Origin of the sequence: Rhizobium sp. NXC24 (genome assembly GCF_002944315.1) — a bacterium.
Taxonomy (GTDB): domain Bacteria; phylum Pseudomonadota; class Alphaproteobacteria; order Rhizobiales; family Rhizobiaceae; genus Rhizobium.
Window position 1 is genome coordinate 1,192,339 of record NZ_CP024311.1, and the last position, 24,474, is coordinate 1,216,812.

Annotated in this window: 27 protein-coding genes and 1 pseudogene; 8 read left to right on the forward strand and 20 right to left on the reverse strand. The window is 59.9% G+C overall.

Features of this window, described 5'->3' with window-relative positions; genetic code table 11:
- Positions 1-376 precede the first annotated feature (376 nt).
- Positions 377-1,166: pseudogene (locus NXC24_RS05945) on the reverse strand (SDR family oxidoreductase).
- A gap of 285 nt (positions 1,167-1,451) precedes the next feature.
- Between NXC24_RS05945 and NXC24_RS05950 the strand changes: the two are divergent.
- Both NXC24_RS05950 and NXC24_RS05955 read left to right on the forward strand, forming a co-directional pair.
- On the forward strand, positions 1,452-3,116 hold the full coding sequence (locus NXC24_RS05950; protein ID WP_104822465.1) for an electron transfer flavoprotein-ubiquinone oxidoreductase: 1,665 nt from the start codon (positions 1,452-1,454) through the stop codon (positions 3,114-3,116).
- Positions 3,116-3,649, forward strand: coding sequence for a GNAT family N-acetyltransferase (locus NXC24_RS05955; RefSeq protein WP_311319438.1), 534 nt, complete (start codon positions 3,116-3,118; stop codon positions 3,647-3,649). Before NXC24_RS05950 ends, NXC24_RS05955 begins: the two co-directional genes overlap by 1 nt.
- A gap of 15 nt (positions 3,650-3,664) precedes the next feature.
- Here NXC24_RS05955 and NXC24_RS05960 read toward each other — a convergent pair whose 3' ends face one another.
- The 3 genes from NXC24_RS05960 to NXC24_RS05970 form a co-directional block, all read right to left on the reverse strand.
- Positions 3,665-4,030, reverse strand: a complete 366-nt coding sequence (locus tag NXC24_RS05960; protein ID WP_104822466.1) for a PIN domain-containing protein — start codon at positions 4,028-4,030, stop codon at positions 3,665-3,667.
- A complete protein-coding gene (locus NXC24_RS05965) occupies positions 4,027-4,224 on the reverse strand; it encodes a type II toxin-antitoxin system VapB family antitoxin (RefSeq protein ID WP_104822467.1) in 198 nt (65 codons plus the stop codon). The genes NXC24_RS05960 and NXC24_RS05965 overlap by 4 nt, the downstream gene beginning before the upstream one ends.
- Before the next feature lie 102 nt (positions 4,225-4,326).
- Positions 4,327-5,229 carry a DMT family transporter gene (locus tag NXC24_RS05970; RefSeq protein ID WP_104822468.1) on the reverse strand — a complete coding sequence of 301 codons (903 nt, stop codon included), beginning with the start codon at positions 5,227-5,229 and terminating at the stop codon, positions 4,327-4,329.
- A 145-nt stretch (positions 5,230-5,374) separates the two neighbouring features.
- Between NXC24_RS05970 and NXC24_RS05975 the strand changes: the two genes are divergently transcribed.
- Positions 5,375-5,848 carry an Lrp/AsnC family transcriptional regulator gene (locus NXC24_RS05975; RefSeq protein WP_104822469.1) on the forward strand — a complete coding sequence of 158 codons (474 nt, stop codon included), beginning with the start codon at positions 5,375-5,377 and terminating at the stop codon, positions 5,846-5,848.
- Positions 5,849-5,898: 50 nt separating this feature from the next.
- On the opposite strand, the gene mgtE is transcribed toward NXC24_RS05975, so the two are convergent.
- The 3 genes from mgtE to NXC24_RS05985 all read right to left on the reverse strand — a co-directional run bounded on the left by mgtE (position 5,899) and on the right by NXC24_RS05985 (position 8,878).
- On the reverse strand, positions 5,899-7,272 hold the full coding sequence (gene mgtE, locus NXC24_RS05980; RefSeq protein ID WP_104822470.1) for a magnesium transporter: 1,374 nt from the start codon (positions 7,270-7,272) through the stop codon (positions 5,899-5,901).
- Between the two features lie 198 nt (positions 7,273-7,470).
- The gene (locus NXC24_RS35035; protein ID WP_158704428.1) at positions 7,471-7,659 is read right to left on the reverse strand and encodes a hypothetical protein; all 189 of its coding nucleotides are present in this window, start codon (positions 7,657-7,659) and stop codon (positions 7,471-7,473) included.
- 10 nt (positions 7,660-7,669) lie between these two features.
- Positions 7,670-8,878 (reverse strand): MFS transporter, encoded by a 1,209-nt coding sequence (locus NXC24_RS05985; protein ID WP_245463969.1) that lies wholly within the window; start codon positions 8,876-8,878, stop codon positions 7,670-7,672.
- A 364-nt stretch (positions 8,879-9,242) separates the two neighbouring features.
- Here NXC24_RS05985 and NXC24_RS05990 point away from each other — a divergent pair, with 364 nt between their 5' ends.
- On the forward strand, positions 9,243-10,190 hold the full coding sequence (locus NXC24_RS05990) for a diacylglycerol kinase family protein (protein ID WP_104822472.1): 948 nt from the start codon (positions 9,243-9,245) through the stop codon (positions 10,188-10,190).
- 6 nt (positions 10,191-10,196) lie between these two features.
- Here the strand turns inward: NXC24_RS05990 and NXC24_RS05995 are convergent, their stop codons facing one another.
- Entirely contained in the window at positions 10,197-11,537 is a 1,341-nt protein-coding gene (locus tag NXC24_RS05995; RefSeq protein ID WP_104822473.1) for a glutamine synthetase family protein, read from the reverse strand.
- 82 nt (positions 11,538-11,619) lie between these two features.
- On the opposite strand from NXC24_RS05995, the gene NXC24_RS06000 reads away from it, so the two are divergent.
- Positions 11,620-12,987 (forward strand): aspartate aminotransferase family protein, encoded by a 1,368-nt coding sequence (locus tag NXC24_RS06000; protein WP_104822474.1) that lies wholly within the window; start codon positions 11,620-11,622, stop codon positions 12,985-12,987.
- Between the two features lie 101 nt (positions 12,988-13,088).
- Here the strand turns inward: NXC24_RS06000 and NXC24_RS06005 are convergent, their stop codons facing one another.
- The 3 genes from NXC24_RS06005 to NXC24_RS06015 all read right to left on the reverse strand — a co-directional run bounded on the left by NXC24_RS06005 (position 13,089) and on the right by NXC24_RS06015 (position 16,282).
- On the reverse strand, positions 13,089-13,709 hold the full coding sequence (locus NXC24_RS06005; RefSeq protein WP_104822475.1) for an NUDIX hydrolase: 621 nt from the start codon (positions 13,707-13,709) through the stop codon (positions 13,089-13,091).
- Positions 13,710-13,773: 64 nt separating this feature from the next.
- Positions 13,774-15,270, reverse strand: a complete 1,497-nt coding sequence (locus tag NXC24_RS06010; protein WP_104822476.1) for a glycosyltransferase family 39 protein — start codon at positions 15,268-15,270, stop codon at positions 13,774-13,776.
- A complete protein-coding gene (locus tag NXC24_RS06015) occupies positions 15,263-16,282 on the reverse strand; it encodes a glycosyltransferase family 2 protein (RefSeq protein ID WP_104822477.1) in 1,020 nt (339 codons plus the stop codon). The genes NXC24_RS06010 and NXC24_RS06015 overlap by 8 nt, the downstream gene beginning before the upstream one ends.
- Before the next feature lie 94 nt (positions 16,283-16,376).
- Between NXC24_RS06015 and NXC24_RS06020 the strand changes: the two genes are divergently transcribed.
- Positions 16,377-17,339 carry a lysylphosphatidylglycerol synthase domain-containing protein gene (locus NXC24_RS06020; protein ID WP_104822478.1) on the forward strand — a complete coding sequence of 321 codons (963 nt, stop codon included), beginning with the start codon at positions 16,377-16,379 and terminating at the stop codon, positions 17,337-17,339.
- Between the two features lie 2 nt (positions 17,340-17,341).
- Here NXC24_RS06020 and NXC24_RS06025 read toward each other — a convergent pair whose 3' ends face one another.
- The 4 genes from NXC24_RS06025 to NXC24_RS06040 are packed head-to-tail and all read right to left on the reverse strand — an operon-like array spanning position 17,342 to position 19,729.
- Positions 17,342-18,583, reverse strand: coding sequence for an RNA polymerase sigma factor (locus NXC24_RS06025; protein ID WP_104825034.1), 1,242 nt, complete (start codon positions 18,581-18,583; stop codon positions 17,342-17,344).
- 27 nt (positions 18,584-18,610) lie between these two features.
- Entirely contained in the window at positions 18,611-18,973 is a 363-nt protein-coding gene (locus NXC24_RS06030) for a YciI family protein (RefSeq protein ID WP_104825035.1), read from the reverse strand.
- Positions 18,974-18,996: 23 nt separating this feature from the next.
- Complete coding sequence (locus tag NXC24_RS06035) at positions 18,997-19,359, reverse strand: YciI family protein (RefSeq protein ID WP_104822479.1); 363 nt, start codon at positions 19,357-19,359, stop codon at positions 18,997-18,999.
- A gap of 10 nt (positions 19,360-19,369) precedes the next feature.
- Positions 19,370-19,729, reverse strand: coding sequence for a YciI family protein (locus NXC24_RS06040; protein WP_104822480.1), 360 nt, complete (start codon positions 19,727-19,729; stop codon positions 19,370-19,372).
- 155 nt (positions 19,730-19,884) lie between these two features.
- Between NXC24_RS06040 and NXC24_RS06045 the strand changes: the two genes are divergently transcribed.
- Positions 19,885-20,115: a hypothetical protein gene (locus tag NXC24_RS06045; protein WP_104825036.1), complete on the forward strand. Its 231-nt coding sequence runs from the start codon at positions 19,885-19,887 to the stop codon at positions 20,113-20,115.
- A 78-nt stretch (positions 20,116-20,193) separates the two neighbouring features.
- Here NXC24_RS06045 and NXC24_RS06050 read toward each other — a convergent pair whose 3' ends face one another.
- Complete coding sequence (locus tag NXC24_RS06050; protein ID WP_104822481.1) at positions 20,194-20,592, reverse strand: VOC family protein; 399 nt, start codon at positions 20,590-20,592, stop codon at positions 20,194-20,196.
- A 74-nt stretch (positions 20,593-20,666) separates the two neighbouring features.
- On the opposite strand from NXC24_RS06050, the gene NXC24_RS06055 reads away from it, so the two are divergent.
- Complete coding sequence (locus NXC24_RS06055; protein ID WP_104822482.1) at positions 20,667-21,374, forward strand: YafY family protein; 708 nt, start codon at positions 20,667-20,669, stop codon at positions 21,372-21,374.
- Between the two features lie 15 nt (positions 21,375-21,389).
- On the opposite strand, the gene NXC24_RS06060 is transcribed toward NXC24_RS06055, so the two are convergent.
- The 4 genes from NXC24_RS06060 to NXC24_RS06070 all read right to left on the reverse strand — a co-directional run bounded on the left by NXC24_RS06060 (position 21,390) and on the right by NXC24_RS06070 (position 24,080).
- Entirely contained in the window at positions 21,390-21,707 is a 318-nt protein-coding gene (locus NXC24_RS06060) for a hypothetical protein (RefSeq protein ID WP_245463970.1), read from the reverse strand.
- Between the two features lie 51 nt (positions 21,708-21,758).
- Positions 21,759-23,264 (reverse strand): AMP nucleosidase, encoded by a 1,506-nt coding sequence (locus tag NXC24_RS06065; protein WP_104822484.1) that lies wholly within the window; start codon positions 23,262-23,264, stop codon positions 21,759-21,761.
- A 118-nt stretch (positions 23,265-23,382) separates the two neighbouring features.
- Entirely contained in the window at positions 23,383-23,559 is a 177-nt protein-coding gene (locus tag NXC24_RS35435) for a hypothetical protein (RefSeq protein ID WP_181316024.1), read from the reverse strand.
- Between the two features lie 182 nt (positions 23,560-23,741).
- The gene (locus tag NXC24_RS06070; protein WP_104822485.1) at positions 23,742-24,080 is read right to left on the reverse strand and encodes a DUF2147 domain-containing protein; all 339 of its coding nucleotides are present in this window, start codon (positions 24,078-24,080) and stop codon (positions 23,742-23,744) included.
- Between the last annotated feature and the right edge of the window lie 394 nt (positions 24,081-24,474).

A 24,474-nucleotide genomic window follows, 5' to 3' on the forward strand; every position in this document is an offset into this window, starting at 1 on the left:
TTGTTGCAACGCACAAAAGACGCGTTCTGCCATCACCCATCACATCGCCGTTACCGCTAACGTTCGGTATTCTGTCCCTATAACGTGTATTGATGAACGCTAGTTCGCAGTAACCTACCACCTGTTCGACAGGGTGAAAAATTAACAGTTGGAAAGCTTTGCCGGTATGCTTTCGTTTGCAGTGCAATAAATGGCCGAAATGACTATTTTTTGATTGCCGTTCTGTAATAAAAGCGCGGCAATGCTGATCTTTTGCCCTTACCCACCCGGAAACGGGAGGGTTGAAGCCCAATATTAGCCTATCTGTTTCTCACGTAATTGTGTTCGGGCGGACCGCGCCTCCAAAGGCGAAGTCCCTCGTTCGCCGCTTTTGTCCTCAGAGCGAGCGCGCCGCGCCGCCGTCGCAGCGGATCATCGAACCCGTGACATAGCTTGCAGGTTCGCTGCAAAGAAAGGCGGCCGTCGCCGCGAATTCTTCGATCGAGCCGTAGCGGCCGGCGGGAATGCGTTGTTGCCGCTCGGCTTGGATGTCCTCCAGGTTTTTGCCGGTACGTTTGGCCGCTGCGCTGTCAAGGTCGGCCAGCCGGTCGGTGGCGATGCTGCCCGGCAACAGCATATTCACGGTAATGCCATGCGCCGCTACCTCTGCCCGCCAATGTCTTGCTCCAACCGGCAAGCGCGGGACGCAGCGTATTGGAAAGTGCCAGATTAGGGATCGGTTCGATGATGCCGGAGGAGGCAACGGTCAGGATGCGTCCCCAACCTTGTGCCTTCATGCCGGGAAGCAGCGCATTGGTCAGTGTGATGACCCGCGCCACCATCGATAGGAAATAGGTTTCCAGCCGGTCGGCGGTCATATCTTCCGACGTTCCCGGGGTTGGCCCGCCGGTATTGTTGACGAGGATGTCGAGGCCGCCGAGCTTGTCGGTCACGGCCTTGCTGACGGTCTCGACGAACATCTCGTCGTTGAGATCGGCCCAGATCCAATCGGCCCGACCTTTCCCTTCGGCGTTGATGGCCTTGCAATTGCTCTCCAGCCTCTCGCCGCTACGGCCGCAAAGCAGGACATTCGCCCCCTCGCGTGCCAGCGCCATGGCAATGCCGTGGCCAAGCCCCTTGGACGAAGCCAGAACCAGTGCCCGCTTTCCTTTGATGCCGAGATCCATCTTGTTCATCCTTTACGCTGACCGAATATTTCCATGGGTTTTATAGAATGCCGGGAACGCTTTTTGAAAGCCGATAAACGGCAAGCGAAAGCAGCTAGATATTGACGTTGACGTAAGGGGAATATAATTTCCGGGCCGGTTGTGCGAATTGGAGGATCGGCTGTCGCTTCCCGGCTCGACAATCCTCTCCCGTTTTGACAAGAGATAGCCGAAACGGGAAGACGTCCAAAAAGGGACAAGGCCGCGCGCCACCAATCGGAGCCTGGCCAATGGGAGACAGAGTGAATGACCGACGCTAGCGAGCTGCCAGAACGGGAAAGCATGGAATTCGACGTGGTGATCGTCGGAGCGGGGCCGGCTGGTCTTGCGGCGGCGATCCGTCTGAAGCAGGTCAATCCCGATCTGACCGTCGTCGTGCTCGAGAAGGGCGCGGAAGTCGGCGCCCATATCCTGTCGGGTGCCGTTGTCGATCCCATCGGCATCGACCGCCTGCTGCCCGGCTGGCGCCAAGAAGACGGCCATCCTTTCAAGACCAAGGTGACGGACGATCATTTCCTGGTGCTCGGACCGGCCGGCTCCGTCCGCCTGCCGAACGCGCTGATGCCGCCGCTGATGAACAATCACGGCAATTATATCGTCTCGCTCGGCAACGTCTGTCGCTGGCTCGCCGAAAAGGCGGAGGCCCTCGGTGTCGAGATCTATCCCGGCTTTGCCGCCACCGAAGTGCTTTACAATGACGAAGGTGCCGTCATCGGTGTTGCCACTGGCGACATGGGTATCGAAAAGAACGGCGAGCCCGGCCCGAACTATACCCGCGGCATGGCGCTGCTCGGCAAATACGTGCTGATCGGCGAAGGCGTGCGCGGTTCGCTTGCCAAGCAGCTCATTGCCAGGTTCAAGCTCGATGAGGGACGTGACGTACCGAAGTTCGGCATCGGCCTCAAGGAACTCTGGCAGGTCAAGCCCGAGCACCACAAACAGGGCCTGGTGCAGCACTCCTTCGGCTGGCCTTTGGGCATGAAGACCGGCGGCGGCTCGTTCCTCTATCACCTCGAAGACAATCTCGTCGCCGTCGGCTTCGTCGTGCACCTCAATTACAAGAACCCCTATCTCTATCCCTTCGAGGAATTCCAGCGCTTCAAGACGCACCCGGCGATCCGCTCCACCTTCGAGGGCGGCAAACGCCTCTCCTATGGGGCGCGCGCCATCACCGAAGGCGGTTACCAGTCGGTGCCGAAGCTTTCCTTCCCCGGCGGGGCGCTGATCGGCTGTTCGGCCGGTTTCGTCAACGTGCCGCGCATCAAGGGCAGCCACAATGCGGTGCTGTCGGGCATGCTGGCGGCCGACAAGATCGCCGCAGCAATTGCCGCCGGCCGCGCCAATGACGAGGTGATCGAGATCGAGAACGAATGGCGCCAGACGGATATCGGCCGCGACCTGAAGAAGGTCCGCAACGTCAAGCCGCTGTGGTCGAAGTTCGGCACGGCGATAGGCGTGGCGCTTGGCGGTCTCGACATGTGGACGAACACGCTGTTCGGCTTTTCCTTCTTCGGCACGCTGAAACACGGCAAGACCGATGCGCAGTCACTGGAGCCGGCCGCCCAGCACAAGCCGATCGCCTATCCAAAGCCGGATGGCGTTCTGACCTTCGATCGTCTCTCGTCGGTGTTCCTGTCGAACACCAATCATGAGGAAGACCAGCCGGTGCATCTCAAGGTCAAGGACATGGACCTGCAGAAGCGCTCGGAGCACGACATCTATGCCGGCCCGTCGACGCGCTACTGTCCGGCCGGCGTCTATGAATGGGTGGAAAAGGACGGCAAGGACATCTTCGTCATCAACGCCCAGAACTGCGTGCACTGCAAGACCTGCGACATCAAGGACCCCAACCAGAACATCAACTGGGTGCCGCCGCAGGGCGGCGAGGGGCCAGTCTATCCGAATATGTGATGACCATGGGAGAGATCGGGCGAGACGCATACGCAATCCGCCTCGCCCGCTCTGCTGACCTGGAGTGTATGGCGGAAATCGAGATCGATGCCTTCGCAACCCTCGGGCGTGCGCTCGGCAGGGAGGATGATGGCAGGACCGTGCCGCGCCAGAAGCTGGAGACGTCGCTCGATGCGAAGCTGCTGTTCGTGGCGGTGGACCATCTGGACCAACCCTTCGCCTTCGCCGCCGGGGCCGAGCTTTATGACACAGTCTATGTCATGGAGATCGACGTCATGCAGCGTTGGCAGCGAAAGGGCGTCGGGCGGCGCCTGATGCTGGGCATGATCGAGGCGGCGCGGATGCGGGGCGCATCAGGTGTCACACTGACGACAGATCGTTATGTGCCGTTCAACGCGCCGTTTTACACCTCGCTTGGATTTCGAGTGCTGGATGAGCCTGAGATGCCGGCGGGGCTTTTTGAGATTCTAAAATTCGAGATCGACCATGGCGGCGATCCCGAAAGGCGGGTCGCCATGGCGCTGTGGTTCTGAGCAGGGCTTTTCCGGCTACAACAACGCGGCAATCCTGAGATTTTCGGCAACGCGCTGTAGCCGCTTGTCGCGCGTCCAGAGATAGGTGCCAGGTGTCAATATTGCCGCCGCCGCCAGGTGAGCATCGACATAGCCAATGCCCATACCTTGTAATCTATTGCTCCGGATAAAATAAAGAACGTCATCATCTGGCGCCTTTGAAATCTGATACAACCGGCTCAGACTTCTCATAACAAGATCATATTGCCTCAGGTTTCCGAGGCTGATCTCACCGATCACGAAGGGATGGATGAGAACCTGTTTCTGCTCCAATAAAGACTGAAGTTTAGCGTCCAGCGAATGAAAATGATCGATCCAAATCGACGTATCGACCAAGATCATTCGACACCAAACCGACGACGAGGAGGGGCCGCAATATCTGGTTCCGTGCCGCCAAGGCGTATAAGCGTTCTGGCAGCTTCTCGCTCGATAAGCGCTTTCAACGCCTCGCGCACGATCGCTGAGGTCTCAGCCAATTCCGTGACTTCGCGCGCATCCGCGAGCAATTTGTCATCAATGGTTACTGTGGTCCGCATTAACATGCTCCTTTGTCATCAAAATTAGCATCAGATGATGCCGCTATCAACGCGGAAGGCTGCCCGAGGGCAGCCTTCAATTCATCGTCCTGATCGCCGTATTCACTTCCTCGACAAAACTCCCGTCGAAAGCGCGACGCCCATACCCGTGACAACCGCCGCTGCAATTTCAGCAGCACCGATCGGTTCGCCAAGCAGCAGCCCGCCGCCGAAGGTGGCGAGAACGGGCGTGATGGCGGTGAAGGCTGCAGCTTGTGTGCCGCCAAGAGCCTGGACGGCGAGACCGTAGGCGAGCGTGGCGGCGAGGCCGGAAAGCAGGCCCTGGCTGACGACCTGCAGGCCGATTTCCGGCAGCGGGATAGAGGCGAGCGAGCTGCCGAAGATCAGAGCCAGGCCGACATGAATAAGGAACGACCAGATGGCGATGATGGCGCTTGCCTGGATGGCGTTCAGGCCGGAGCGGCGGAACGCGTGGGTGTAGCCGGCCCAGAGCAAAGCGCCGAGCGGCAGAAGTGTGAAGCTGATCCAGGACATCTCCACGCCGGAAAGACTGCGCGCCAGGAGGATGACGACGCCGGCGACAATACCGCCGAGGCCGAGCCAGCGGGTGATGTCGGGCCGCTCGCGAAACAGCAACACGCCAATAAGCGCAGCCGCCAGCGGCATGGAGCCGCCAAGCAGAATACCGGCCGAAGCGGCGGGCGTGGAGTGGATTGCGAAGGTCGTCAACTGGAAGAAGAGCGCGCCGGCGCCGCAGACCATCAGTGCCAATAGCTTCAGCGACACGCCCTTGGGCAGCAGCCCGGTCCGCAGCCAGACGGGAGAAAGCACCAATGCCGGAATACCATAGCGGATCAGGCCGAGGTCGATCGTGCCCATCTGCGTTTCCGCGGTGTGGCGGGTGGCAAGAATCCAGTTGGCCCAGATCAAGACCGTAACGATGGCGCCTGCATAACCGATTGTGGCAGGCATCGTTTTGCGGGAGGAGAGTGTCAAAGCAGTCATCGACGTATCCTTTCGAACCGTCCGGATCATCATCCGGTTGAAGAAAAGATAGCGCCGAAAGCCGAGGCACGTCCTTGCTAGTTATGGCTCGTAGAACATGCTATGAGCAATAATCTGCCAATCTGGAATATAAAGCTTCGCAAAAATGCCAAAACTGGATAAATTTGATATTGCCATCCTCAACTGCCTGCAGGAGGATGCGCGCGCCACCAATGTCGAGATTGCCGAGCGCGTGAATCTCTCGCCATCACCCTGTTTGAGGCGCATTCGCAATCTGGAAAAATCGGGGCTGCTGCGCGGCTATCGCGCCGATATCGACCGCAAGGAGGCTGGCCTCGGGCTGACGGTTTTCGTCGAGCTCAAGGTTGGGCATCACTCCAAGGAAAATTCGGAGGCGCAGCAGGCAGCGCTGCTCGCTATTCCCGAAATCGTCTCCTGCCACTTGATTTCGGGAGCAGCGGATTTTCTGGCGGAAGTTGTCGTCGCGGATCTGGCCGCCTATGAGAAGGTGATGTCGGAAAAGCTTCTGACGCTCCCCGGCGTCTCCGACCTGCGCTCGAATTTCGCGATCCGCAGCATCAAGACCAACGGCGCCCTCAAGCTGCCGCAGCCGGATTGAAAATGAAAAGGGCCGTCGCCGGCCCTTTCGTAGTCAAGATTTTATTGTCCTCAAAGCATCGTGCCACTGAGGATCAGCAGTGCGACCGAGAAATAGATCACCAGCCCGGTGACGTCGACCAGCGTTGCGACGAATGGCGCCGATGCACTGGCCGGGTCGAGGCGCAGCTTCTGTAGCGCGAAGGGCAACATGGAGCCGGCCAGCGAACCGAACATGACGATGCCGATCAAGGCGGCGAACACGGTAACGCCGACCAACTGCCAGTGCGGGCCATAGTCGAAAAGACCGATGGTCTGCCAAAGCACGATGCGGGCGAAGCCGACGAGGCCCAGAATGGAGCCAAGCACGATGCCGGTCGGCAGTTCGCGTAAGGCGACACGCCACCAATCGGACAGCTTGAGTTCGCCGAGCGCCAATGCCCGGATGATCAGCGAGGTCGCCTGCGAGCCGGAATTGCCGCCCGAGCTCATGATCAGCGGGATGAACAGCGTCAGCACGACAGCCTTCTCCAACTCGCCTTCGAAATGCTGCATGGCGCTGGCCGTCAGCATTTCGCCGAGGAAGAGGGCGGCCAGCCAGCCGGCACGCTTGCGGATCATGCCCGCGAAGCTGATCTTCATATAGGGCTGACCGAGGGCTTCCATACCGCCGAATTTCTGTGCGGCTTCGGTCGTATCGGCGATCATCGTATCGATGACATCGTCGACCGTCACAATGCCGAGCATCAGGCCGTTTTCGTCGACGACCGGCAGAGCGAGCAGGTCGTGTCGGCGGATCAGCCGGGCGACATCCTCCTGCTTCATCAGCGCAGGCGCGGTGACCGGCGTACCCTTCTGTGCCACGGTCAGAATGCAGGCATCGGGCTGGCCGGTGATGAGACGGCGCAGCGTCACGACATGCAGCAGCACGTGGGTGTCGTCGTCGAGCACATAGATCGCATAGACCGTTTCGCGGGAGCGCTCGACCTGGCGCACGTGGTCGAGCGTCTGCGCAACCGTCCAGGTGGCGAACACGCTAACGAATTCCGTCGTCATGATGCCGCCGGCTGTGCGCGGCGGATAACCCATCAAGCCCTGGATTGCGACACGAACCGGCTCGTCAAGAGTGGCAAACAGCCGGGCGCGCGCGTCGCCGTCCAGTTCGAGAAGAATGTCGGCCACGCGGTCATTGGACATGCCGTGCAGCAGCCGTGCGGCATCCGCATTGGTCATGACCTCGAGAATGGCAGCGGCGTTGCGCAGTTCCGGCCGATCGAGAATGCGAACGGCCCGCTCCTCCGGCATCTTGACCAGAATGCGTGCGGCTTCGCTGGCCTCGAGCGCGTTCAGCGACTCAACGCGTTCTGCAATGGTAAGGGCGCGATTATTATTAATAAATGCACGAGCGGCATTGCCAGCCCGCATGGGGAAGCTGTTGATATTCATTATAGCTCGCCTTTCCGGTCGATCCGCCGTCGTGGCAGATCGTGGCGAGCCGACAGGAGTCGGTTACAGCACGAATGCCACTGACGGCAAAGGCAATCGACTACTACTGTCGCTAGGCATCGTAAGATGGCTCCGGTTAATCGGTATGGAAAACACGGGTTCCCCACACGGGAGAAGTCGCTCCGAAGAGCCGAAAAGTCAAGGGGCGCCGACGGCTAATGCCATAATGTCGCATGCAATTTTTCGTTTGGCGGCTAAAGGCTTGTGCGTTGCAGCAATCGCTATTGCAAAAATGTCAAAAAAGTAGACGGCCGGGTGGTGTGCACCCGGCCGATCGATGGGAATGAGTGGGTTCAGAAGCCGGCCAGAACGACCCTTGCTTTCCATGTCGCCTGTCTTAGGCGTTACGGCCGTTGCGCTCCAAAGCGACTGATATTCCGAAAACGATCAGACCGAAGACAGAAAGCACCGCGCCGACATAGCCTGTCGACGCTGCGGTGAAGCCCCAGGAGATCACCAGGCCGCCAAGCCAGGCGCCGAGCGCATTGGCGATGTTGAAGGCTGAATGGTTGGAGGCGGCGGCCAGCGTCTGCGCATCGGCCGCGACATCCATAAGACGTGTCTGCACCGCTGGGCAGGCGGCAAAACCGCAGCCGATGAGGAAGACGCAGAGGCAGAGCATCACCGGATTGGTAGCCGTCAGCGAAAACAGCGTCATGATGACGACGTTGAAGACCATCATGCCGCCGATCGTGCCCTTTAGCGACAGGTCGCCCAAGCGCGAGCCGACGACATTGCCGACATTCATGCCGATGCCGAAAAGCGCCAGCACGATCGGCACCATGCCCGTTCCCAAGCCGGCAACCTGCGTCGTCGTCGTCGCGACATAGCTGAAGATCGAGAACATGCCGCCGAAACCGACTGCGGCGATACCGAGCGTCAGCCACACCTGGATGCGGCGAAGGGCGCCTAGCTCGCGGGCGATGCTCGCGCCCTCCGCGACCTTGTCCTTGGGCAGGAACAGGGCAATAAGCAGCATGGTCACGAGGCCGACGCCGCCGACCATCATGAAGGCTGCCCGCCAGTTCAGAAGCTGGCCGAGGAAGGTGGCGATCGGCGTGCCGATCAGGGTGGCGATGGTGAGCCCGAGCATGACCTGACCGACGGCACGTACGCGGCGATGAACCGGTACCATCGAGGCGGCCACAAGCGCCGCAACGCCGAAATAGGCGCCATGCGGCAGGCCGGTGATGAAACGCAGAGCCGCGAAGCTTTCGAAGGTCGGCGCCAGGGCGCTGGAAATGTTGCCGGCAGCAAAGATCGCCATCATCAGCAGAAGCAGCGTGCGCCGCGCCATCTTGGCGGCAAGGACGGCGATGATCGGCGCGCCGACAACGACGCCGAGCGCATAGGCGCTGATGACGTGGCCTGCTTCCGGAGTCGTGACGCCGAATGTATCGGCGACCTCGGGCAGCAGGCCCATGATGACGAATTCGCCCGTGCCGATGCCGAAGCTTCCGACCGCAAGCGCCAGCGTCACAAGGGCGATCGCCGTGCGCGACGGGGCTTCGAGGCTGGATGGGGAATCGATGAGGTCGACGGCGATATCGCTCACGAAAACTCCTTGGCGGCGATGCAGAAAGTGCCGCGAAGCGGGCAACGGGCAGGGAAAACCGGGGTTCGGCCTCGGACACACGATGCGGAATGAAAAGACGGGAAAGACACGAACATGCCTCAATTAATACTATGAATCAGCGCGATACCGCTGTCGCGTGCATTTTTTGCAGCGCAGCATATCGCCCTGCGCATAAGTTCTGATGCGGTTATCGCGCGATCTGTAATCCGCATTGACTGCGGTAGCCGGGCCTGAAAATGCTTGAAATCGCCTTGGCCGAAACCATTTCTGGACTAACAGGTGCAGGGAGCAGATTTTTCTTGAGACAGATTCAACGAGAAAACCGGGAGCCTCGATGAAACTGATCGGCTTTTTCAATCGCGACGGCGGTACGTTCAAGACGACGGACATGGATGCCTACGAAATGAAGGCGGAGCAGGTTTTCCGGGATGCCGGCCACGATTTCGAAGGCCTGGTCGTGTCGGGCAGCGAAGTTGTTGCGGCCATGGAGCGCGCGGCGCGTCGCGACGATATCGACGGCATCGTCGCCGGCGGCGGCGACGGCACAATTTCCGCGGCCGCCGCCGTCGCTTGGAAAAACGGCGTCGCTCTCGGCGTCATTCCCGCCGGTACCATGAACCTCTTTGCGCGCTCGCTCCGACTGCCACTCGATATCTGGCAGGTATTGGACGTGCTGGCGACAGGCGAGGTCGATCAAGTGGATATCGGCAGCGCCAACAGCCGACCCTTCATTCACCAGTTTTCCGCCGGAATGCATGCGCGCATGGTGCGTTATCGCAACGCCTATACCTATCGTTCGCGTTTCGGCAAGATGACGGCCAGCATTCGCGCTGCCTTGGGTGTCGTCTTCAACCCGCCGGAATTCGATGTCGATTTCGAAGCCGAGGGCGTTCGCGAGCGCCGGCACGTGTCGGCGATTTCCGTGTCCAACAATCCTTTTGGCCCAAACACGCTGCTGTATGCCGACGACCTGCGCGGCGGCGAACTGGGCTTTTATACGGCGCGGCCATTGCGGCCGCTCGGCGTTGCACGGCTCGCCATCGATATGCTGCGGGGCAGGTTTCGCGAGAACGCCGACGTCATGGTCATGCATGCGCGCGAAGTGCACCTGCATTTCCCGAAGCTGCGCAACCGGGCGAATTGCGTCTTGGATGGCGAGCTGCGGCCGCTGGAACGCGACATCGCGCTCAAACTTCATGCCGGCGAGCTGAAGGTGATGGTCAAGCAGGGCACGGCCGCGCGGGTTGCCGACGAAGACTCGATCAGCCGTGCGGTCGTCTGAAATCCGTCAAAGGCGCGGCAGATACGTTCGGTAGTCGAAATCGGATACGGTGCGCAGGTAGCGGACCGCTTCCTTGTGCTTTGTATCGCCGTAGAGCTTCTGGTATCGCTCCCCGAAAATATCGGCGATGAAGGGGGATGCGCGAAAGCGCTCGACGGCGGTCAGAAAATCATGCGTCAGGCGCGGGGCATTGGCCGGCACATGGCTTGGCGTTGTCTCTTCGCCGGGGTCGAGTTCGTTCTGCAATCCAAGCAACATGCCCCCGAGGATTGCCGCCAGCATGAGATATGGATTGGCATCGGCGCCGGCGACGCGGTGCTCGACGCGGGCACCCGGCCCGTCCTTTTCGGGGATGCGGACCGCAGTTCCACGATGACCGTAGCCCCAGGTGAGGTCCACGGGCGCGAACGAGCCCGGCTGGAAGCGGCGATAGGAATTGGCATAGGGCGCAAAGACTAGTTGCGCATCCTGCAGGGTCTGCAGCAGACCGGCGCAGATCGATTTTAGCCGCAATGGCTCGCCGCCGGCCGCGTCGAGAATATTGCGGCCGTCTTCGTCGACGATGCTGGCGTGCACATGCAGCCCCGAGCCCGCGTGATCGGTATGGGGTTTCGCCATGCAGGTCGATTTGAGGCCATGTTTGCGCGCCGCCTGCTCAGCCAGTCGTTTCAAGGCGACGCAATCATCGGCGGCGGCGAGTGCGTCGGGGCGATGCAGCAGATTGACCTCGAACTGGCCGGGGCCGAATTCCGCCGTCGTCGCGTCTGCCGGCAGGCCCTGCGCTTTCGCATAGGCGCGCAGAGTTTCGAGATAATCGCCGAGCAGATCGACGGCATCCATATCGTAAAGCTGATAGCCGTTCGGCTCGCCACGATACAACAGTGCCGGCGGCGGCGAGGGGACGCCGCGCTCGCGCCAGTCGCCGGCGAGAAGATAGAATTCCAGTTCGGTCGCAACGACCGGCGTCAGGCCGAGTGCCTTATAGCGGTCGACAACGGCGGTAAGAATGGCGCGCGGGTCCTGAAAGCTCGGGCTGCCGTCGAGTTCATGCATCGTGGCCAGCACCTGCTTCGATCCCGGCGGCGCCCAGGGCATATCTGCAAGAGTGCGCGTATCGGCGACGCAGGTGCCATCGGGATCGCCGATCGTCAGCGACAGCCCGGTGAGGTCGTCATTGTCGTCGCCCCAGATGTCCAGGGATTGTGTCGAGGTTGGCAGGCGTACCGCACCGGACCAGACCTTCTTTTCGGCCGCCATCGGGATCTGCTTGCCGCGCAGCCGGCCGTTCATGTCCGAGATCAGCACCTCGATGCGCGCGTTACCTTCGGTTGCGTTGTCGGTCGCCATGCTCTTGTAAATCCCCAATGCTCACGGCATGGTCGTAAACGATCGAGGTCAGCCTTTCAATCCGACAGGGATTCTGCAAACGATGTCCGACACTTCCAGCCGTTCCAATCTCGCCGCCGTCGATGCCGCTCATCATCTCCATCCCTTCGCGGATATGAAGAAGTTGAATGCCGACGGCGCCCGGATCATCCAGCGCGGCGAGGGCGTCTATATCTTCGACAGCAACGGCAAGAAATATCTCGACGGCTTTGCCGGCCTCTGGTGCGTCAATATCGGCTATGGACGAACGGAAATCGCCGATGCCGCCATCCGCCAGATGAACGAGCTGCCCTATTACAACACCTTCTTCGGCACCACGACCACGCCGGCTACGCTTCTGTCCGAGAAGGTCTGCGCCCATGCCGGGCCGCATTTCAATCATGTCTTCTTCACCAATTCCGGCTCCGAAGCCAATGACACCTGGTTCCGCATGGCGCGCGTCTATTGGAGCGCGATGGGCAAGCCGACAAAGAAGACCGTTATCGCCCGCCGCAATGGCTATCACGGTTCCACCGTTGCCGGCGCCAGCATGGGCGGCATGAAATACATGCATGAACAGGGCGACCTGCCGATCCCCGGCGTCGTCCATATCGGCCAGCCCTATTGGTATGCCGAGGGCGGCGATCTCTCTCCAGAGGTGTTCGGCCTCAAGGCCGCTCGCGAGCTGGAAGAAAAGATCGATGAGCTGGGCGAGGACAATGTCGCCGCCTTCATCGCCGAGCCGGTCCAAGGGGCAGGCGGCGTCATCATTCCACCCTCGACCTATTGGCCGGAGATCGCCCGCATCTGCAAGGCGAGGAATATCCTGCTCGTCTGCGACGAGGTAATCTGCGGCTTCGGAAGGCTTGGTTCATGGTTCGGTTATCAGCATTTCGGCGTCGAGCCCGATCTCGCGCCGATCGCCAAGGGCCTGTCTTCCGGCTACCTGCCGATCGGCGGCGTGCTGGTCAGCGATCCCATCGCCGATGTCCTGATCAACCAGGTGGGCGAGTTCAACCACGGCTTCACCTATTCCGGCCATCCGGTCTGCGCCGCCGCTGCGCTGGAAAATCTAAGGATCATCGAGGACGAGGGGTTGGTCGAGCGCGTTCGCGACGACATCGGGCCCTATTTCGCCAAGGCGTGGGGCAGCCTGGCGGATCACGATATGGTCGGCGAAGCTGTCAGCATCGGGCTGATGGGCGCGCTGCAACTTGCCGCCGACAAATCCACGCGCCGTCGCTTCGAGAAGCCGGATGCGGTCGGCTCTGCCGTGCGCAATCATGCTTTGACCAACGGCCTTGTGCTGCGCGCGACAGCCGACCGAATGCTGGCCTCGCCGCCGCTGATCATCAGCCATGAGGAAGTGGATGCAATGGTGCGTATCACGCGGCTGGCGCTCGACGCGGTGTGGGCGGAAATGAAGCCGTAGAGCAATTCCAGGAAAAGTGCGCAGCGCTTTTCCGTCCGGAATGCGTAAAAACAAAGAGATAGAGCGGGAAAGCGATTCCGTGAAATGCTGAACCGCTCTAGTCAGCTCTTATCCGCTGGGGACGGCGGATCCCATTTGCCCGCCTTGTGCAAGGCTAACGTCAGCCCCGCGACGTGAATGCTCTGGATCATTTTGCCCTCCAGGGCCAGTCCGATGGCTTGCCGGATCGGAATGCGGATAAGCCGCGTGCGTTCCGTCGGATCGTCCGCGGGTTTCGTGGCGATTTCGACATTGCGGGCGAGCACGATATGGGAAAGGTTCGAGTGTGTGGCCGGATTGGGTGCAAGGGCGCCGACATACTCCCATTCGGAAGCAGAGAGGCCGGTTTCTTCCCGCAATTCGCGCGCAGCCGCCTCGATCGGGTTGGCATCGCTGGCATCCATTGCACCTCCCGGCACTTCCAATGATACGACGCCTAGAGCATGCCGATACTGTTGGAGCAGGTAGATATTATCCTCCGCATCGAGCGCCACCACCTCGACCCAATCGGGATATTCCAAGACGTAATAGGGCGCAATCTCCACGCCCTCCGCGGTGACACAGGCGTCGGCTCTGACTTTCAGCCATCGGTCGTGAAGCAGATGGGTGGAGCTTTTGACTTGCCACGGCGGAAGATCATCGGGATCGGGCAAGATGCTCGTGCGCGTATCGGTCTGGTCCATAAGCGGCTCCCGCATTGAAAATCAAAAGATGGGCGGTGATCCCCGCAGATCGGGTGATCGGCCCTTATTTCGGATAGATCCAGGAATAGGCGAAAGACGCCAGGTCGCCGGGTTTGCCGTGGATGTACTGCACGTCCGCGAGCTTGATGTCCGGCGTCGCATATTGGGCGCCAAGCGTATCGTGCAGCCAGTTTGCCAAGGGTGCCGGCACGCCGGCATCGTTCTTTCCCGGCCGCCAAACGACGAGGATCGGCTTGTCGGCGCTCCATTGATAGTCCGTCTTCAGATTTCCGAAGAACAGCGACATGGCCGGCACATCAGGCAGTTGCAAATGCAGATTGCCGGCGGGCAGCCAGTTGTCCGTCAGCACCAATCCCGGCTTTTTGCGTTCCGTCGCCACGGCCTGGCTCACAAAGGCGGGGTAGGGCGTGTTGTAGTGGTCATAGGAGCCGAACCACGTCGGGAAAATCACGCGGATCAACAGCAGCGCCGGGATGATCAGCATCATCGCCAGCGGTATATAGAAGAAGCGCTTGCCGAAATCCGACGCCTTGATGCCAGCCACTTCCATTTTCAGGCACAGATAGATCGGCAGCAGGAACAGGAAGGGCAGCAGCCAGCGGTCCCGCAGCGCCGTCATGCCGATGCCGACGATCAGGATCAGCACCAGCACGGCGATGGCAGCAAACAGGATCTCGAAAAAGAGGGTCCATTCGTTCGACCGCCCCAGATTCTTGAAGAGGCTCTTGCCGAAGACCAATGAATAGATGACGAGCGTCGGCGCGCAGATGACGACGACCAATTTCACGAATTCCAGCGGCCCCTTCACCAGCTTGGCAAAGGCGCTTTCCGGCGCATCCTGCTCCATGATCCCCAGGGTCCGTCCCGAGGCAAGGTCGAGATTGTGGATCAGCCAGAGCCCGTGCGGCAGGAAGATCAATAGGGAGATCAGCAGGGTCAGCAGAAATCGCTTATCGAAGAGGCGCGCGCGCCCCTGCGGATGCATCAGGACGGCAATGACTGCGGCGGCGGCAAGCAGGGCGAAATTATATTTCGACAGCATGCCGAGACCGAGCGCGATGCCGGTGAACACATAGGAGCCCAGGCTCGGCGCCTTCAGCGTGCGGATTGCACCATAGAGGAAGAGATTGATGGTCAGGAGCTGGGCGACCGTATGCGTCAGGTCGCGCTGCGCCTCCCAGAAGAGCTGCGGGATCGTCAGCAATGACAGCGTGGCGATCGCCGCGAAAACCTTATCGGACAACACCAGCTTCGCCAGCTTGTAGTAGCTGAAGAAGACCAGAAACAGCACGATGTTCTTGACGATGGAAATCGCCGCCAGCGACAGTCCGAAGACGGACACCACCAGCGCCTGCACCCAATTATAGAGCGGCGGCTGGGAATCGTAGCCGAGTGTCAGCCATTGTGAGAACAGCGCCTGCTGAGACTCGTCGTAGCGCATGCCATGCGGCATGGCGAGCCGCACCAGAAATTCCAGAGCGAAGTAACCGGCAAGCAGAAGGATGATGGTATCCGGTCGGCGGACCAGAAGCCTATGCATCCTGACTATCCCGATCGAATATCTTGCGAACGATGTAGTTCGGCGACAGGTCGTCGCGATAATAGATGCGCGCGATCATCTCGGCCAGGATGCCCGTGGTGATCATCTGCACCGACGACAGCAGGAGCACGACGCCGACCAGCAACAGCGGCCTGTTGCCGATATCGTCGCCGAAGATGAACTTGGCGATGAAGAGCCACAGCAGGATCAGGCCAGCGAGTGCCCCGAGGCCAAGGCCGAGAGAGCCGAAGAAATGCCCCGGCCGCGCCTTGTAGCGCATGAAGAACATCACGGACAGCAGGTCGAGGATAACGCGGAAGGTGCGCGAAATCCCGTATTTCGATGTGCCGTGCTGGCGCGCATGATGGGTAACGACCATTTCGCCGATACGCGAGCTCGGCACGACACCCGCGACCCAGGCCGGGATGAAGCGGTGCATCTCACCCATCAGCTTCACTTGCTTGATGATCGAGGCGCGGTAGATTTTCAGGCTGCAGCCATAGTCGTGCAATTTAACGCCGGTGATGCGGCCAATGAGGTAGTTGGCGCACCAGGAGGGAATCTTGCGCAGCAAAAGCCCGTCCTGGCGGTTCTTGCGCCAGCCGACGAGCAGGTCGAGCTGCCGCCGCTCCAATTCCTCGACCATCGCGGGGATATCCTTCGGATCGTTCTGCAGGTCGCCGTCCATGGTGGCGATCAGCCGGCCGGTGGCGGTGTCGATGCCGGCCTGCATTGCGGCAGTCTGGCCGAAATTGCGCTGAAGCTCGACGATGCGCAGCGTCAGTCCCTCGCGTCCGATCGAGCGGCGTGCACTGGCAAGCGTTGCATCGGTGCTGCCGTCGTCGATCAGGATCAGTTCCCAGGGCTTGGTGAAGCCCGCCATGGCGGAACAGATCCGCTCGATCAGCGGTCCGACGCTTTCTTCCTCGTTAAAGACGGGCACGACCAGCGAAAGCTCAATGGCACTTACCGTGTCGGTCAGGGGGCGGATCGACTCTGCCGTTGTCTGCAACTCTTCTTTCTCCTAAAAGACCGGCAGAACCGGCCGGACGGAACGAGCGACATGTCCGGCGTCAGCCTCCGCTCGCATTTGGTGCCTTAACTACATGAAGACTCCGATGGTTGCCAGCCGACAGAACTGGTTTATTCGCAACCGCATGACGCTGCTGACATTGGCCGTCGTCCTCGCCTATGCCGCCTTTATCGAGTGGTTCTGGGGCTGGAGTTCGATCCTGGCGCAATGGGGCAATGTGGGTGCCCTGCCCATTCTTCTGGCAATGGCGCTCCTGACCAGCACCTACTTCCTTCGCACCTGGCGCATCTACGATTATTTCCCGAAGGAGACCGGCGGTCATTTTACCGCACTCTTCCGTGTGACGCAGGTCCATAATCTCCTCAACATCATGATGCCCTTCCGCACCGGCGAAACCAGCTTTCCAGTGCTGATGCGCTCCGAATTCGGCATTCCGCTGGCGCGCGGCACCTCGGCGCTGCTCGTCATGCGGCTGCTCGACCTGCATGCGTTGCTTGCCGCAGCAGGTGTCGGCCTGGTGCTCGCTTCGCCCTATCATGCTCTCGCCTGGGTTCTATGGCTTGCTTTCCTGCTTGTACCGGTCGCCGTTTTTGTCCTGCGCCGCCCGCTGATCAAATTCGCCGGCAAGGCATTGCCGAAGAAGGCGCAGGGACTGGTGCATGAACTGGAACGCGGCCTGCCGGCTAATGGCACTGCCTTTGCCCGCGCCTGGCTGACAACGGTCGTCAATTGGCTGGTGAAGGTCGTGGTGCTCGCCTGGGCGCTCCGCCTGATGAATGTCACACCGCTGTCGGCGAGTTTCGGTGGTGCCGTAGGGGGCGAGCTTTCCTCTGTGCTGCCGGTGCATGCGCCCGGCGGTGTCGGCACCTATCCGGCCGGTATCACCGCCGGCGCGATCGCTTTCGGAGCTCCCGGACAAAAGGCCGCGCTCGACAATCTGGCCCAGGCAAGCATCAGCGCGCATCTCCTGATCGTCGTTTCGGCTCTGACCGGGACGGCACTCGCCTTGCTGATCTCAAGGAAGCGCCACGGATAGGCCTATCGTTCGGTTCTGTCGCCAAGCTCCGCCAGCCGCTTGCGCAGGAACGCCTGTTCGGGCGCCTGATGGCAAAACGAAAGCGCCATCTCGTAGGACCGTCGCGCTTCGTCTTTGCGGTTGAGTTGGCGCAGAAAATCGGCCTTCGCCGCATGGGCCAGATGATATCGGGCCAACCGGTCTTCGCTCAGCAGGCCATTGACGATATCAAGCGCGGCCGCCGGCCCATCGCACATTGAAACCGCGACTGCCCGATTGAGTTCGATCACGGGCGACGGATGCGCCACCAGCAGCAGATCGTAAAGCGCCACGATCCGCCGCCAGTCCGTCCGCTCCGTGGTTGCCGCGCGTGCATGCTCGGCGGCAATTGCAGCCTGCAGCGCATAGCTGCCGACGCTTTCGCCCGCCATCGCCTCGGCCGCAAAGGCCAGTCCCTCTCGGATTCTCCTGTGGTCCCAGAGCCTGCGATCCTGATCCGCCAGCAGGATGAGATCGCCGGAAGCGCTCGCCCGTGCGAGCCGCCGCGAATCCTGCAGGAGCATCATCGCCAGCAATCCGGCAACCTCCGGATCTGGCAGGAGCTTTAGGAGCAGGCGACCGAGACGGATGGCTTCGGCGGCAAGGTCGGCGCGGATGATTGTTGTGCCAGACGAGGCGGAATAGCCTTCGTTGAAGACGAGATAGATGACATGCAACACCTGCGCCAACCGCTCCGGCAGCTCCGTCTTTGCCGGAACTTCATAGGGAATTCGGGCTGTGCGAATGCGGTTCTTGGCGCGAACGATACGCTGGGCAATCGTCGGCGCGGAAATGAGGAAAGCATGGGCGATCTCTTCCGTCGTCAGACCGCAGACCTCGCGCAGCGCCATCGCCATCTGCGCTTCCGCCGGGATGAGCGGATGGCAACAGGTGAAAATCAGCCTGAGCATATCGTCTTCGATCTCTTCGCTTTCGGCTATCTCGAGCATTTCGCCCTCCGGATACAGGCTGTCGACGATGTCGGCCTGTGAGGCATCGAAGCGCGCTCGCCGCCGGATGTGGTCGATCGCTCGAAAGCGGCCGGTCGAAACCAGCCAGGCATAGGGATTGGCCGGCAACGTCTCTTCCGTCCATTGTTGTGCCGCTGCCGCAAAGGCATCGTGAAGGGCCTCTTCCGCCCGGTCGAAATCGCCGAGCAGACGGATCAGCGTCGCAAACACGCGGCGCGATTGGCTGCGGTAGATCTCGTCGATGGTTTCGTTCAGCGACACGGGCGGTCTCTTGCTCTCCTGTCAGGTGCCGGGAAGGGTGAGTATCCGGATCGGGCGGATTTCGATGGCGCCGTGGCGGCCGGAGGGGATGCGTCGGGCAATCTCTGTTGCGTCGGCCATATTGGCAGCCTCGACGAGATAGAAGCCGGCCAGATGCTCCTTCGTCTCGACGAAAGGGCCATCCGTTGTAGAAAGTGCCGATCCGCGTGGGCGGATGACGATGGCCTTGTCGGGCGTAGCCAGAGCATCCGAGAGGATCAGCGTGCCCTTCTTCCGCAGGCTCTCGTCATAGGCAAAGTGCTCGGCGATCAGGCTGTCGACCTCGCTGTAGGTCAAGGTGCCGTCCACGTCGGCGGACGTGTAGATCAAGCATAGAAACCGCATATCCATGTCCTCCCACCTTATGCCTATTCATTCGGAAACCTGATGTCATAGGCCGCGCGGACCTCGATCATGCCATACTTGGCGACGGGGAAGGTGGCGGCGATGCGGGTTGCCTCCTCCATATCCTTCGCCTCGATCAATACGAAGCCGCCAAGATGCTCCTTCATTTCGGTAAAGGGGCCGTCGGTGACGGTGCTCTCGCCCTTACGCACCCGCACCGTTCTCGCGGTCTCAGGCGCGCGCAATGCGTTTGCCACGACAATATGGCCGCTGTCGCGCAGCCTGTTGTCGTTGTCGATGGATTCCTGCGTCAGCCGCCGGCCTTCTTCCTCGGTGAGGGACATGATCTCGGCAGTTTCGAACCAAACCTGGCAGAGAAATTTCATCGTCGCCTCCTCAAGCCTCAGGACCGAAGGAATAGATCGGCCGCACTTCGATGCTGCCGAGCTTTGCAAGCGGAATGCCTGCGGCGACGCGGATCGCGTCGTTCAGGTCCTTGGCATCGATCAGGATGAAGCCGCCGAGATATTCCTTGGTCTCGATGAAGGGGCCATCCGTGACGGATGTCTCGCCGTTGCGGACCCGTACTGTCACCGCCGAACTTGGCGATTGCAGCGCCTCGGCGTGGATCATGTGGCCGCTCGCCATCAGATCGCGGTCATAGCCGAGCGAATCCGAATCGAGCCCGTGCTTTTCCTCCTGCGTCATGGCATCGAGCTTCGTGCCGTCGAACCAGACCTGGCAAAGATATTTCATTGCAGCGTCTCCTCTTTCCATTTGCTGACAGCCATAGACGAGTGGTCCGCAAGCAAATCGACATCCCGGCTGGCAGCATGACAAAAAATTTCTTCGCTGTCGAAAACGCCCGAGGCCACTCGACAAGTTCCGTCATCACCAAAGGAGAGACGGACATGCACACCTTGGAAACGGCGTTGGTGAATTACTGGACCAGAAAGACGTTGTCGGAGAAGGATCTGATGGAGACGCCCGATCTCGGCAAGGTTGTTCTCCGCACCATGGCCGGCTTTGCAGCCTTTGCGGTTCTGATCCTCTGCCTCAATTGGATGGCAACGCCGACGATCGACCGGCCGCAGGTCGCGACCGTCGATCAAATAAGGCTGATGCCGGCGGCGAAAGAATAAAGGGCGAGATGCCCGCCCTAACTGAAGTGCGGGATATGTGCCGCAAAACTCCGACTTTTTGCGATCGCGGCTGTCACTTTATCTGGTGGCAAATCGCTTCTTTGCTTCGTCGGTACTCGGCATATAAAGCGAAACGGCATTTCCATCAGGGTCCCGAAACTGAAACGTTGTGTTGCCCCAGGGCATTGTCTTGAGTTCATGCACGAGGGGCACTTTGTCTTTGAGACGAGCATATTCGGCGTCGATATCGTCGACCTGAAACTCCAGGATGAGACTGCGATTGGCGCAAGGTTCAGCGCTGCCTTCCTTCCAGAGCGCAACCGTTTCCGATGAACCAATCGCTAGTACAGCGCCGGGCAAGACTATTTCGGCAAAGACCGGCGCTAGCCACTGCGCTTTCACGTTGGCGATCATCTCGTAGAAAGCGACCAGTTGCTTGATGTCCGCGGTGATGATGCGTGTCGATGCAAATTTCATTGTGGGCTCCTTTTGACATGATGGAGCTTGTCGCACAGCCCTGTTGCCACCATTATGGCAGCAGGAGTCAGCACATGCGTCGAGCAGATCGCCTGTTTCAGATCATTCAAATTCTGCGTCGGAATACCCGGCCGGTGACTGCCGCTAACATTGCGGAAGAACTTGAGGTCTCGAAACGTACCGTTTACCGCGACATTGGCGATCTAATTGGTCAGAGGGTGCCGATTTCAGGTGAAGCCGGCTTCGGCTATTTGCTCGATTCCGCCTACGACATGCCGCCGCTTATGCTTACGCCAGATGAGATCGAGGCTGTGATACTGGGTGCGCAATGGGTCGCTGGCCATTCCGACACTCTCATCGCCAACGCCGCCCGCGATGTCATCGTCAAAATTGCGGCCGCCGTTCCTGAAAACTTGCGGCCGTTTATCGCCGAGCCAAGCATGGGTGTGAAGCCAGGCTCGCGCCCACCAACGGAAATCATTGACATTGCCGACATCCGGGAAGCGATCCGTCAGAGGCGTAAATTGGCGTTGTGCTATCGGGCAGAGAACGGCGAGATAACGGACCGTATTGTGTGGCCGGTTATCCTCGGCTACGCGGAGAGCCATCGTATGCTGGTGGCCTGGTGCGAATTACGCCAGGATTTCAGGCACTTCCGCTGCGACAGGATCACCACGGCAATTCTGTGCGATGAAATCATTGGCCTGCGCGCCGGCGAACTTCGCCGCAAGTGGCAACAATGGAGAGCGGAACAATTCAAGCTACTCCAGAACCGCACTTAGGAAGTAAGAGCTGCGTTAAAAGCGCTGCACAAAATCCGAGATGGCAACATAAAATCTGGACACTTGATCGGCCGGCGCATCGTTTTCCGGCCAGATCGCGATTAGTTCTTCAAGATTCGTCTTGATCACATGGAAGGTGTCCAGCCCTTCTTGCTCACTGCCGATAAAAACGGTGTGGACCATATTGCCGTAGAGGCCGCAGGTAATGGCAAATGGCACGCGATCACACCTCTCAAGTGTGATGCGCGCGCCGGCGCTATGTTCTTCGTCCAAAACAATAACGCCACCTTCTGAACCCTGACGGCCGACCGTCGAACCACCATCAAAGCTCATCCACGGCACTACATTTCCTCTGTCAACTGCGATTGCCGCCTTGTCGATGGGTCACTGAAACGCCGTTTCGAAGAAGCTGCGCAGCTTGCGTGAATGCAGCGCTTCCGGTGGCATCGCCGCCAGCTTCTGGATGGCGCGGATGCCGATCTGCAGATGCTGGTTCACCTGCGTGCGGTAGAAGGCGGTCGCCATACCCGGCAGTTTCAGCTCACCGTGCAGCGGCTTGTCGGAGACGCAGAGCAGCGTGCCGTAGGGAACGCGGAAACGGAAACCGTTGGCGGCGATCGTTGCCGATTCCATGTCCAGCGCCACGGCGCGGGCCTGCGACAGGCGTTTCACCGGCCCTGCCTGATCGCGCAGTTCCCAGTTGCGATTGTCGATCGTGCCGACCGTGCCCGTGCGCATGATGCGCTTCAGCTCGAAGCCTTCGTAGCCGGTGATTTCTGCCACGGCTGCTTCCAGCGCCACCTGCACTTCGGCAAGCGCCGGGATCGGCACCCACACCGGCAGGTCGTCGTCGAGAACGTGATCCTCGCGCATATAGGCATGCGCCAACACATAGTCGCCGAGCCGCTGGCTGTTGCGCAGGCCGGCGCAGTGGCCGAGCATCAGCCAAGCATGCGGACGGAGCACCGCGACATGGTCGGTGATCGTCTTGGCGTTGGACGGGCCGACGCCGATATTGATCATGGTGATGCCGGCATGGCCCTTCTTTTTCAGATGGTAGGCCGGCATCTGCGGCAACCGTGGCGCGGTCGTGGTGCCCTCCGGTTGGCTGGCGCCAGCCAGCGTGATGATATTGCCCGGCTCGACGAAGGCGGTGTAGCCGTCGCCGCCGCCCTTGGCCATCAGATCGCGCGCCCAGTGGCAGAATTCGTCGATATAGAACTGATAGTTCGTAAAGAGCACGAAGTTCTGGAAATGGGTCGCGCTGGTCGCGGTGTAGTGGGCGAGGCGGGCGAGCGAATAGTCGATGCGTTGCGCAGTAAACGGCGCAAGGGGTGAGGGTTCGCCGGGTGGCGGAATATATTCGCCATTGGCGATCTCGTCGTCGGTGGTGTTCAGGTCCGGCGTATCGAAGATATCGCGCAGCGGAATATCGTCGAAAGCGGCGGCCGAAGCTTCGACGTGCGCGCCTTCGCCGAAGGCGAAATGCAGCGGGATCGGCGTCGTCGATTCCGACACCACGACCGGCACATTATGGCTGCGCATCAACAGGGCCAGTTGTTCTTTCAGATAATGGCGGAATAGCTGCGGACGGGTGATGGTGGTCGTGTAGACGCCGGGTGCGGTGACGTGGCCATAGGAAAGACGCGAGTCGACATGGCCGAAGCTTGTCGTCTCGATGCTGACCTGTGGATAGAAGGCGCGGTAGCGCGCCGTGATCGGCGCACCCTTGGCCAGCTTGGTGAAGCTGTCGATCAGGAACGCGGTGTTGCGCTCGTAAAGCTCAGTCAGAGCATCGACGGCCTTGGCTGGATCGTCGAAGCTCTGCGGCTGAAACGGGCTGGGTGAAGAAATATCGAGGGGTGAAAAAGGAGAGATTCGGTTGCTCATGCGCTATTATAGAGAGTCGTTTTTAACAAGCAAACGACGTTGCAACGCGCGATCTCCGATTTTCGCAGCTATTTTTAATGCCGCTTCGGCGTCCGATTCTCGAAATCGGTGACTTGCTCTATTGTACCGTCGTGCAATAGGGGCTGCCTGTCTGCAGGCAAGTGAAGCTTGCGCCGAAATGCGATTGCGCACCGCTGCGGCCGGTATGCTCCACCGCCACCGAAAATGTAATCGCAAAGATGGCGGCAAACAGCATGATGATGCCGAAACGCCGCGCCATGATGATCGTGTTCATTGTCCTGGCCTACCCGTGCCCTATCCTGGACACTGTTTTGCCATGGTCAGGCTGAACAGGTGCTGAGACACTGGTTCATCCAGTGTTCAGAAATATTAGCAGGTGCATAACCTTGGACCAAAGGTCTTTCCTGAGCGAAGCACGTATTGATCGGCCCCGCCTTCGCTCGGGCGAAGTATTCTCTAAAGCCTCGTCCAGGTTTGCGACTTGCAGAAGATCTTGAGCACGCAGCCCTGCATCTTCACGGTTTTACCGCTGACAGTGCCGGAGCCGCTATAGGTCTTGTTGTCCTCGGGATCTGTAAGTTCGCCCGTGTAGGTTCCGTCCTTGCCCTGCATCTTGCCGATCTGGCGGCCGGCATATTTGCCGGTCTTCAGCGTTACGCAGTAGCTGTCGGCGCAGGGTGTGATGGCGGCGGTATCACCCTCCTTGGTCTTCCAGTTGCCGACGATCGGCTCGTCGGCCAAGGCCACGCCTGCGCTGAAGAGCAGCGCGGTGGTGAGAATGGTGGCACGGATCATAATCTTTCCTCCCCGAATGTCCTTCGGCCCCAGCCCGGACGTGGTGACGTTATCCAATACGAACGCAAAGGCAAATACACTTTCCGGCGCGATTTTCGCCGCAGATCAGCCGCCCTGTCACATCGAAAAAATAACGCACCTTGTTTCAGCGGCTGTTTTCGTGGTGAACGAAGGGTTTAGATCCAAATCTTAACGAGGTGTAAAGCTCGCCCAACAATCCTTAATTTGCAAGGGAAGCGATGTTTAACAAAATCCCAAGTTTACCAAGCATTTGTACTTTGTTTGCATCGAATTAAGCATGCATTTTAGCCGTTTTTTGAAAGCCGTCTGCGATAGTGAAGTCATCAAACGAGCGGGGCAAACCCGCCGACCGGAAGGATCATCAAGCCGCGAT

Coding starts and splice junctions, on each gene's coding strand:
- NXC24_RS06010 (WP_104822476.1), bottom strand. CDS start 15,270: ATGCATAGGCTTCTGGTCCGCCGACCGGATACCATCATCCTTCTGCTT.
- NXC24_RS06035 (WP_104822479.1), bottom strand. CDS start 19,359: ATGAAATTTCTCTGCCAGGTTTGGTTCGAAACTGCCGAGATCATGTCC.
- NXC24_RS05990 (WP_104822472.1), top strand. CDS start 9,243: ATGAAACTGATCGGCTTTTTCAATCGCGACGGCGGTACGTTCAAGACG.
- NXC24_RS06005 (WP_104822475.1), bottom strand. CDS start 13,709: ATGGACCAGACCGATACGCGCACGAGCATCTTGCCCGATCCCGATGAT.
- NXC24_RS06045 (WP_104825036.1), top strand. CDS start 19,885: ATGCACACCTTGGAAACGGCGTTGGTGAATTACTGGACCAGAAAGACG.
- NXC24_RS06070 (WP_104822485.1), bottom strand. CDS start 24,080: ATGATCCGTGCCACCATTCTCACCACCGCGCTGCTCTTCAGCGCAGGC.
- NXC24_RS06020 (WP_104822478.1), top strand. CDS start 16,377: ATGAAGACTCCGATGGTTGCCAGCCGACAGAACTGGTTTATTCGCAAC.
- mgtE (WP_104822470.1), bottom strand. CDS start 7,272: ATGAATATCAACAGCTTCCCCATGCGGGCTGGCAATGCCGCTCGTGCA.
- NXC24_RS05995 (WP_104822473.1), bottom strand. CDS start 11,537: ATGGCGACCGACAACGCAACCGAAGGTAACGCGCGCATCGAGGTGCTG.
- NXC24_RS06055 (WP_104822482.1), top strand. CDS start 20,667: ATGCGTCGAGCAGATCGCCTGTTTCAGATCATTCAAATTCTGCGTCGG.
- NXC24_RS06030 (WP_104825035.1), bottom strand. CDS start 18,973: ATGCGGTTTCTATGCTTGATCTACACGTCCGCCGACGTGGACGGCACC.
- NXC24_RS06040 (WP_104822480.1), bottom strand. CDS start 19,729: ATGAAATATCTTTGCCAGGTCTGGTTCGACGGCACGAAGCTCGATGCC.
- NXC24_RS35035 (WP_158704428.1), bottom strand. CDS start 7,659: ATGGAAAGCAAGGGTCGTTCTGGCCGGCTTCTGAACCCACTCATTCCC.
- NXC24_RS05955 (WP_311319438.1), top strand. CDS start 3,116: ATGACCATGGGAGAGATCGGGCGAGACGCATACGCAATCCGCCTCGCC.
- NXC24_RS05965 (WP_104822467.1), bottom strand. CDS start 4,224: ATGCGGACCACAGTAACCATTGATGACAAATTGCTCGCGGATGCGCGC.
- NXC24_RS06050 (WP_104822481.1), bottom strand. CDS start 20,592: ATGAAATTTGCATCGACACGCATCATCACCGCGGACATCAAGCAACTG.
- NXC24_RS05960 (WP_104822466.1), bottom strand. CDS start 4,030: ATGATCTTGGTCGATACGTCGATTTGGATCGATCATTTTCATTCGCTG.
- NXC24_RS05970 (WP_104822468.1), bottom strand. CDS start 5,229: ATGACTGCTTTGACACTCTCCTCCCGCAAAACGATGCCTGCCACAATC.
- NXC24_RS06000 (WP_104822474.1), top strand. CDS start 11,620: ATGTCCGACACTTCCAGCCGTTCCAATCTCGCCGCCGTCGATGCCGCT.
- NXC24_RS35435 (WP_181316024.1), bottom strand. CDS start 23,559: ATGAACACGATCATCATGGCGCGGCGTTTCGGCATCATCATGCTGTTT.
- NXC24_RS06060 (WP_245463970.1), bottom strand. CDS start 21,707: ATGAGCTTTGATGGTGGTTCGACGGTCGGCCGTCAGGGTTCAGAAGGT.
- NXC24_RS06065 (WP_104822484.1), bottom strand. CDS start 23,264: ATGAGCAACCGAATCTCTCCTTTTTCACCCCTCGATATTTCTTCACCC.
- NXC24_RS05975 (WP_104822469.1), top strand. CDS start 5,375: ATGCCAAAACTGGATAAATTTGATATTGCCATCCTCAACTGCCTGCAG.
- NXC24_RS05950 (WP_104822465.1), top strand. CDS start 1,452: ATGACCGACGCTAGCGAGCTGCCAGAACGGGAAAGCATGGAATTCGAC.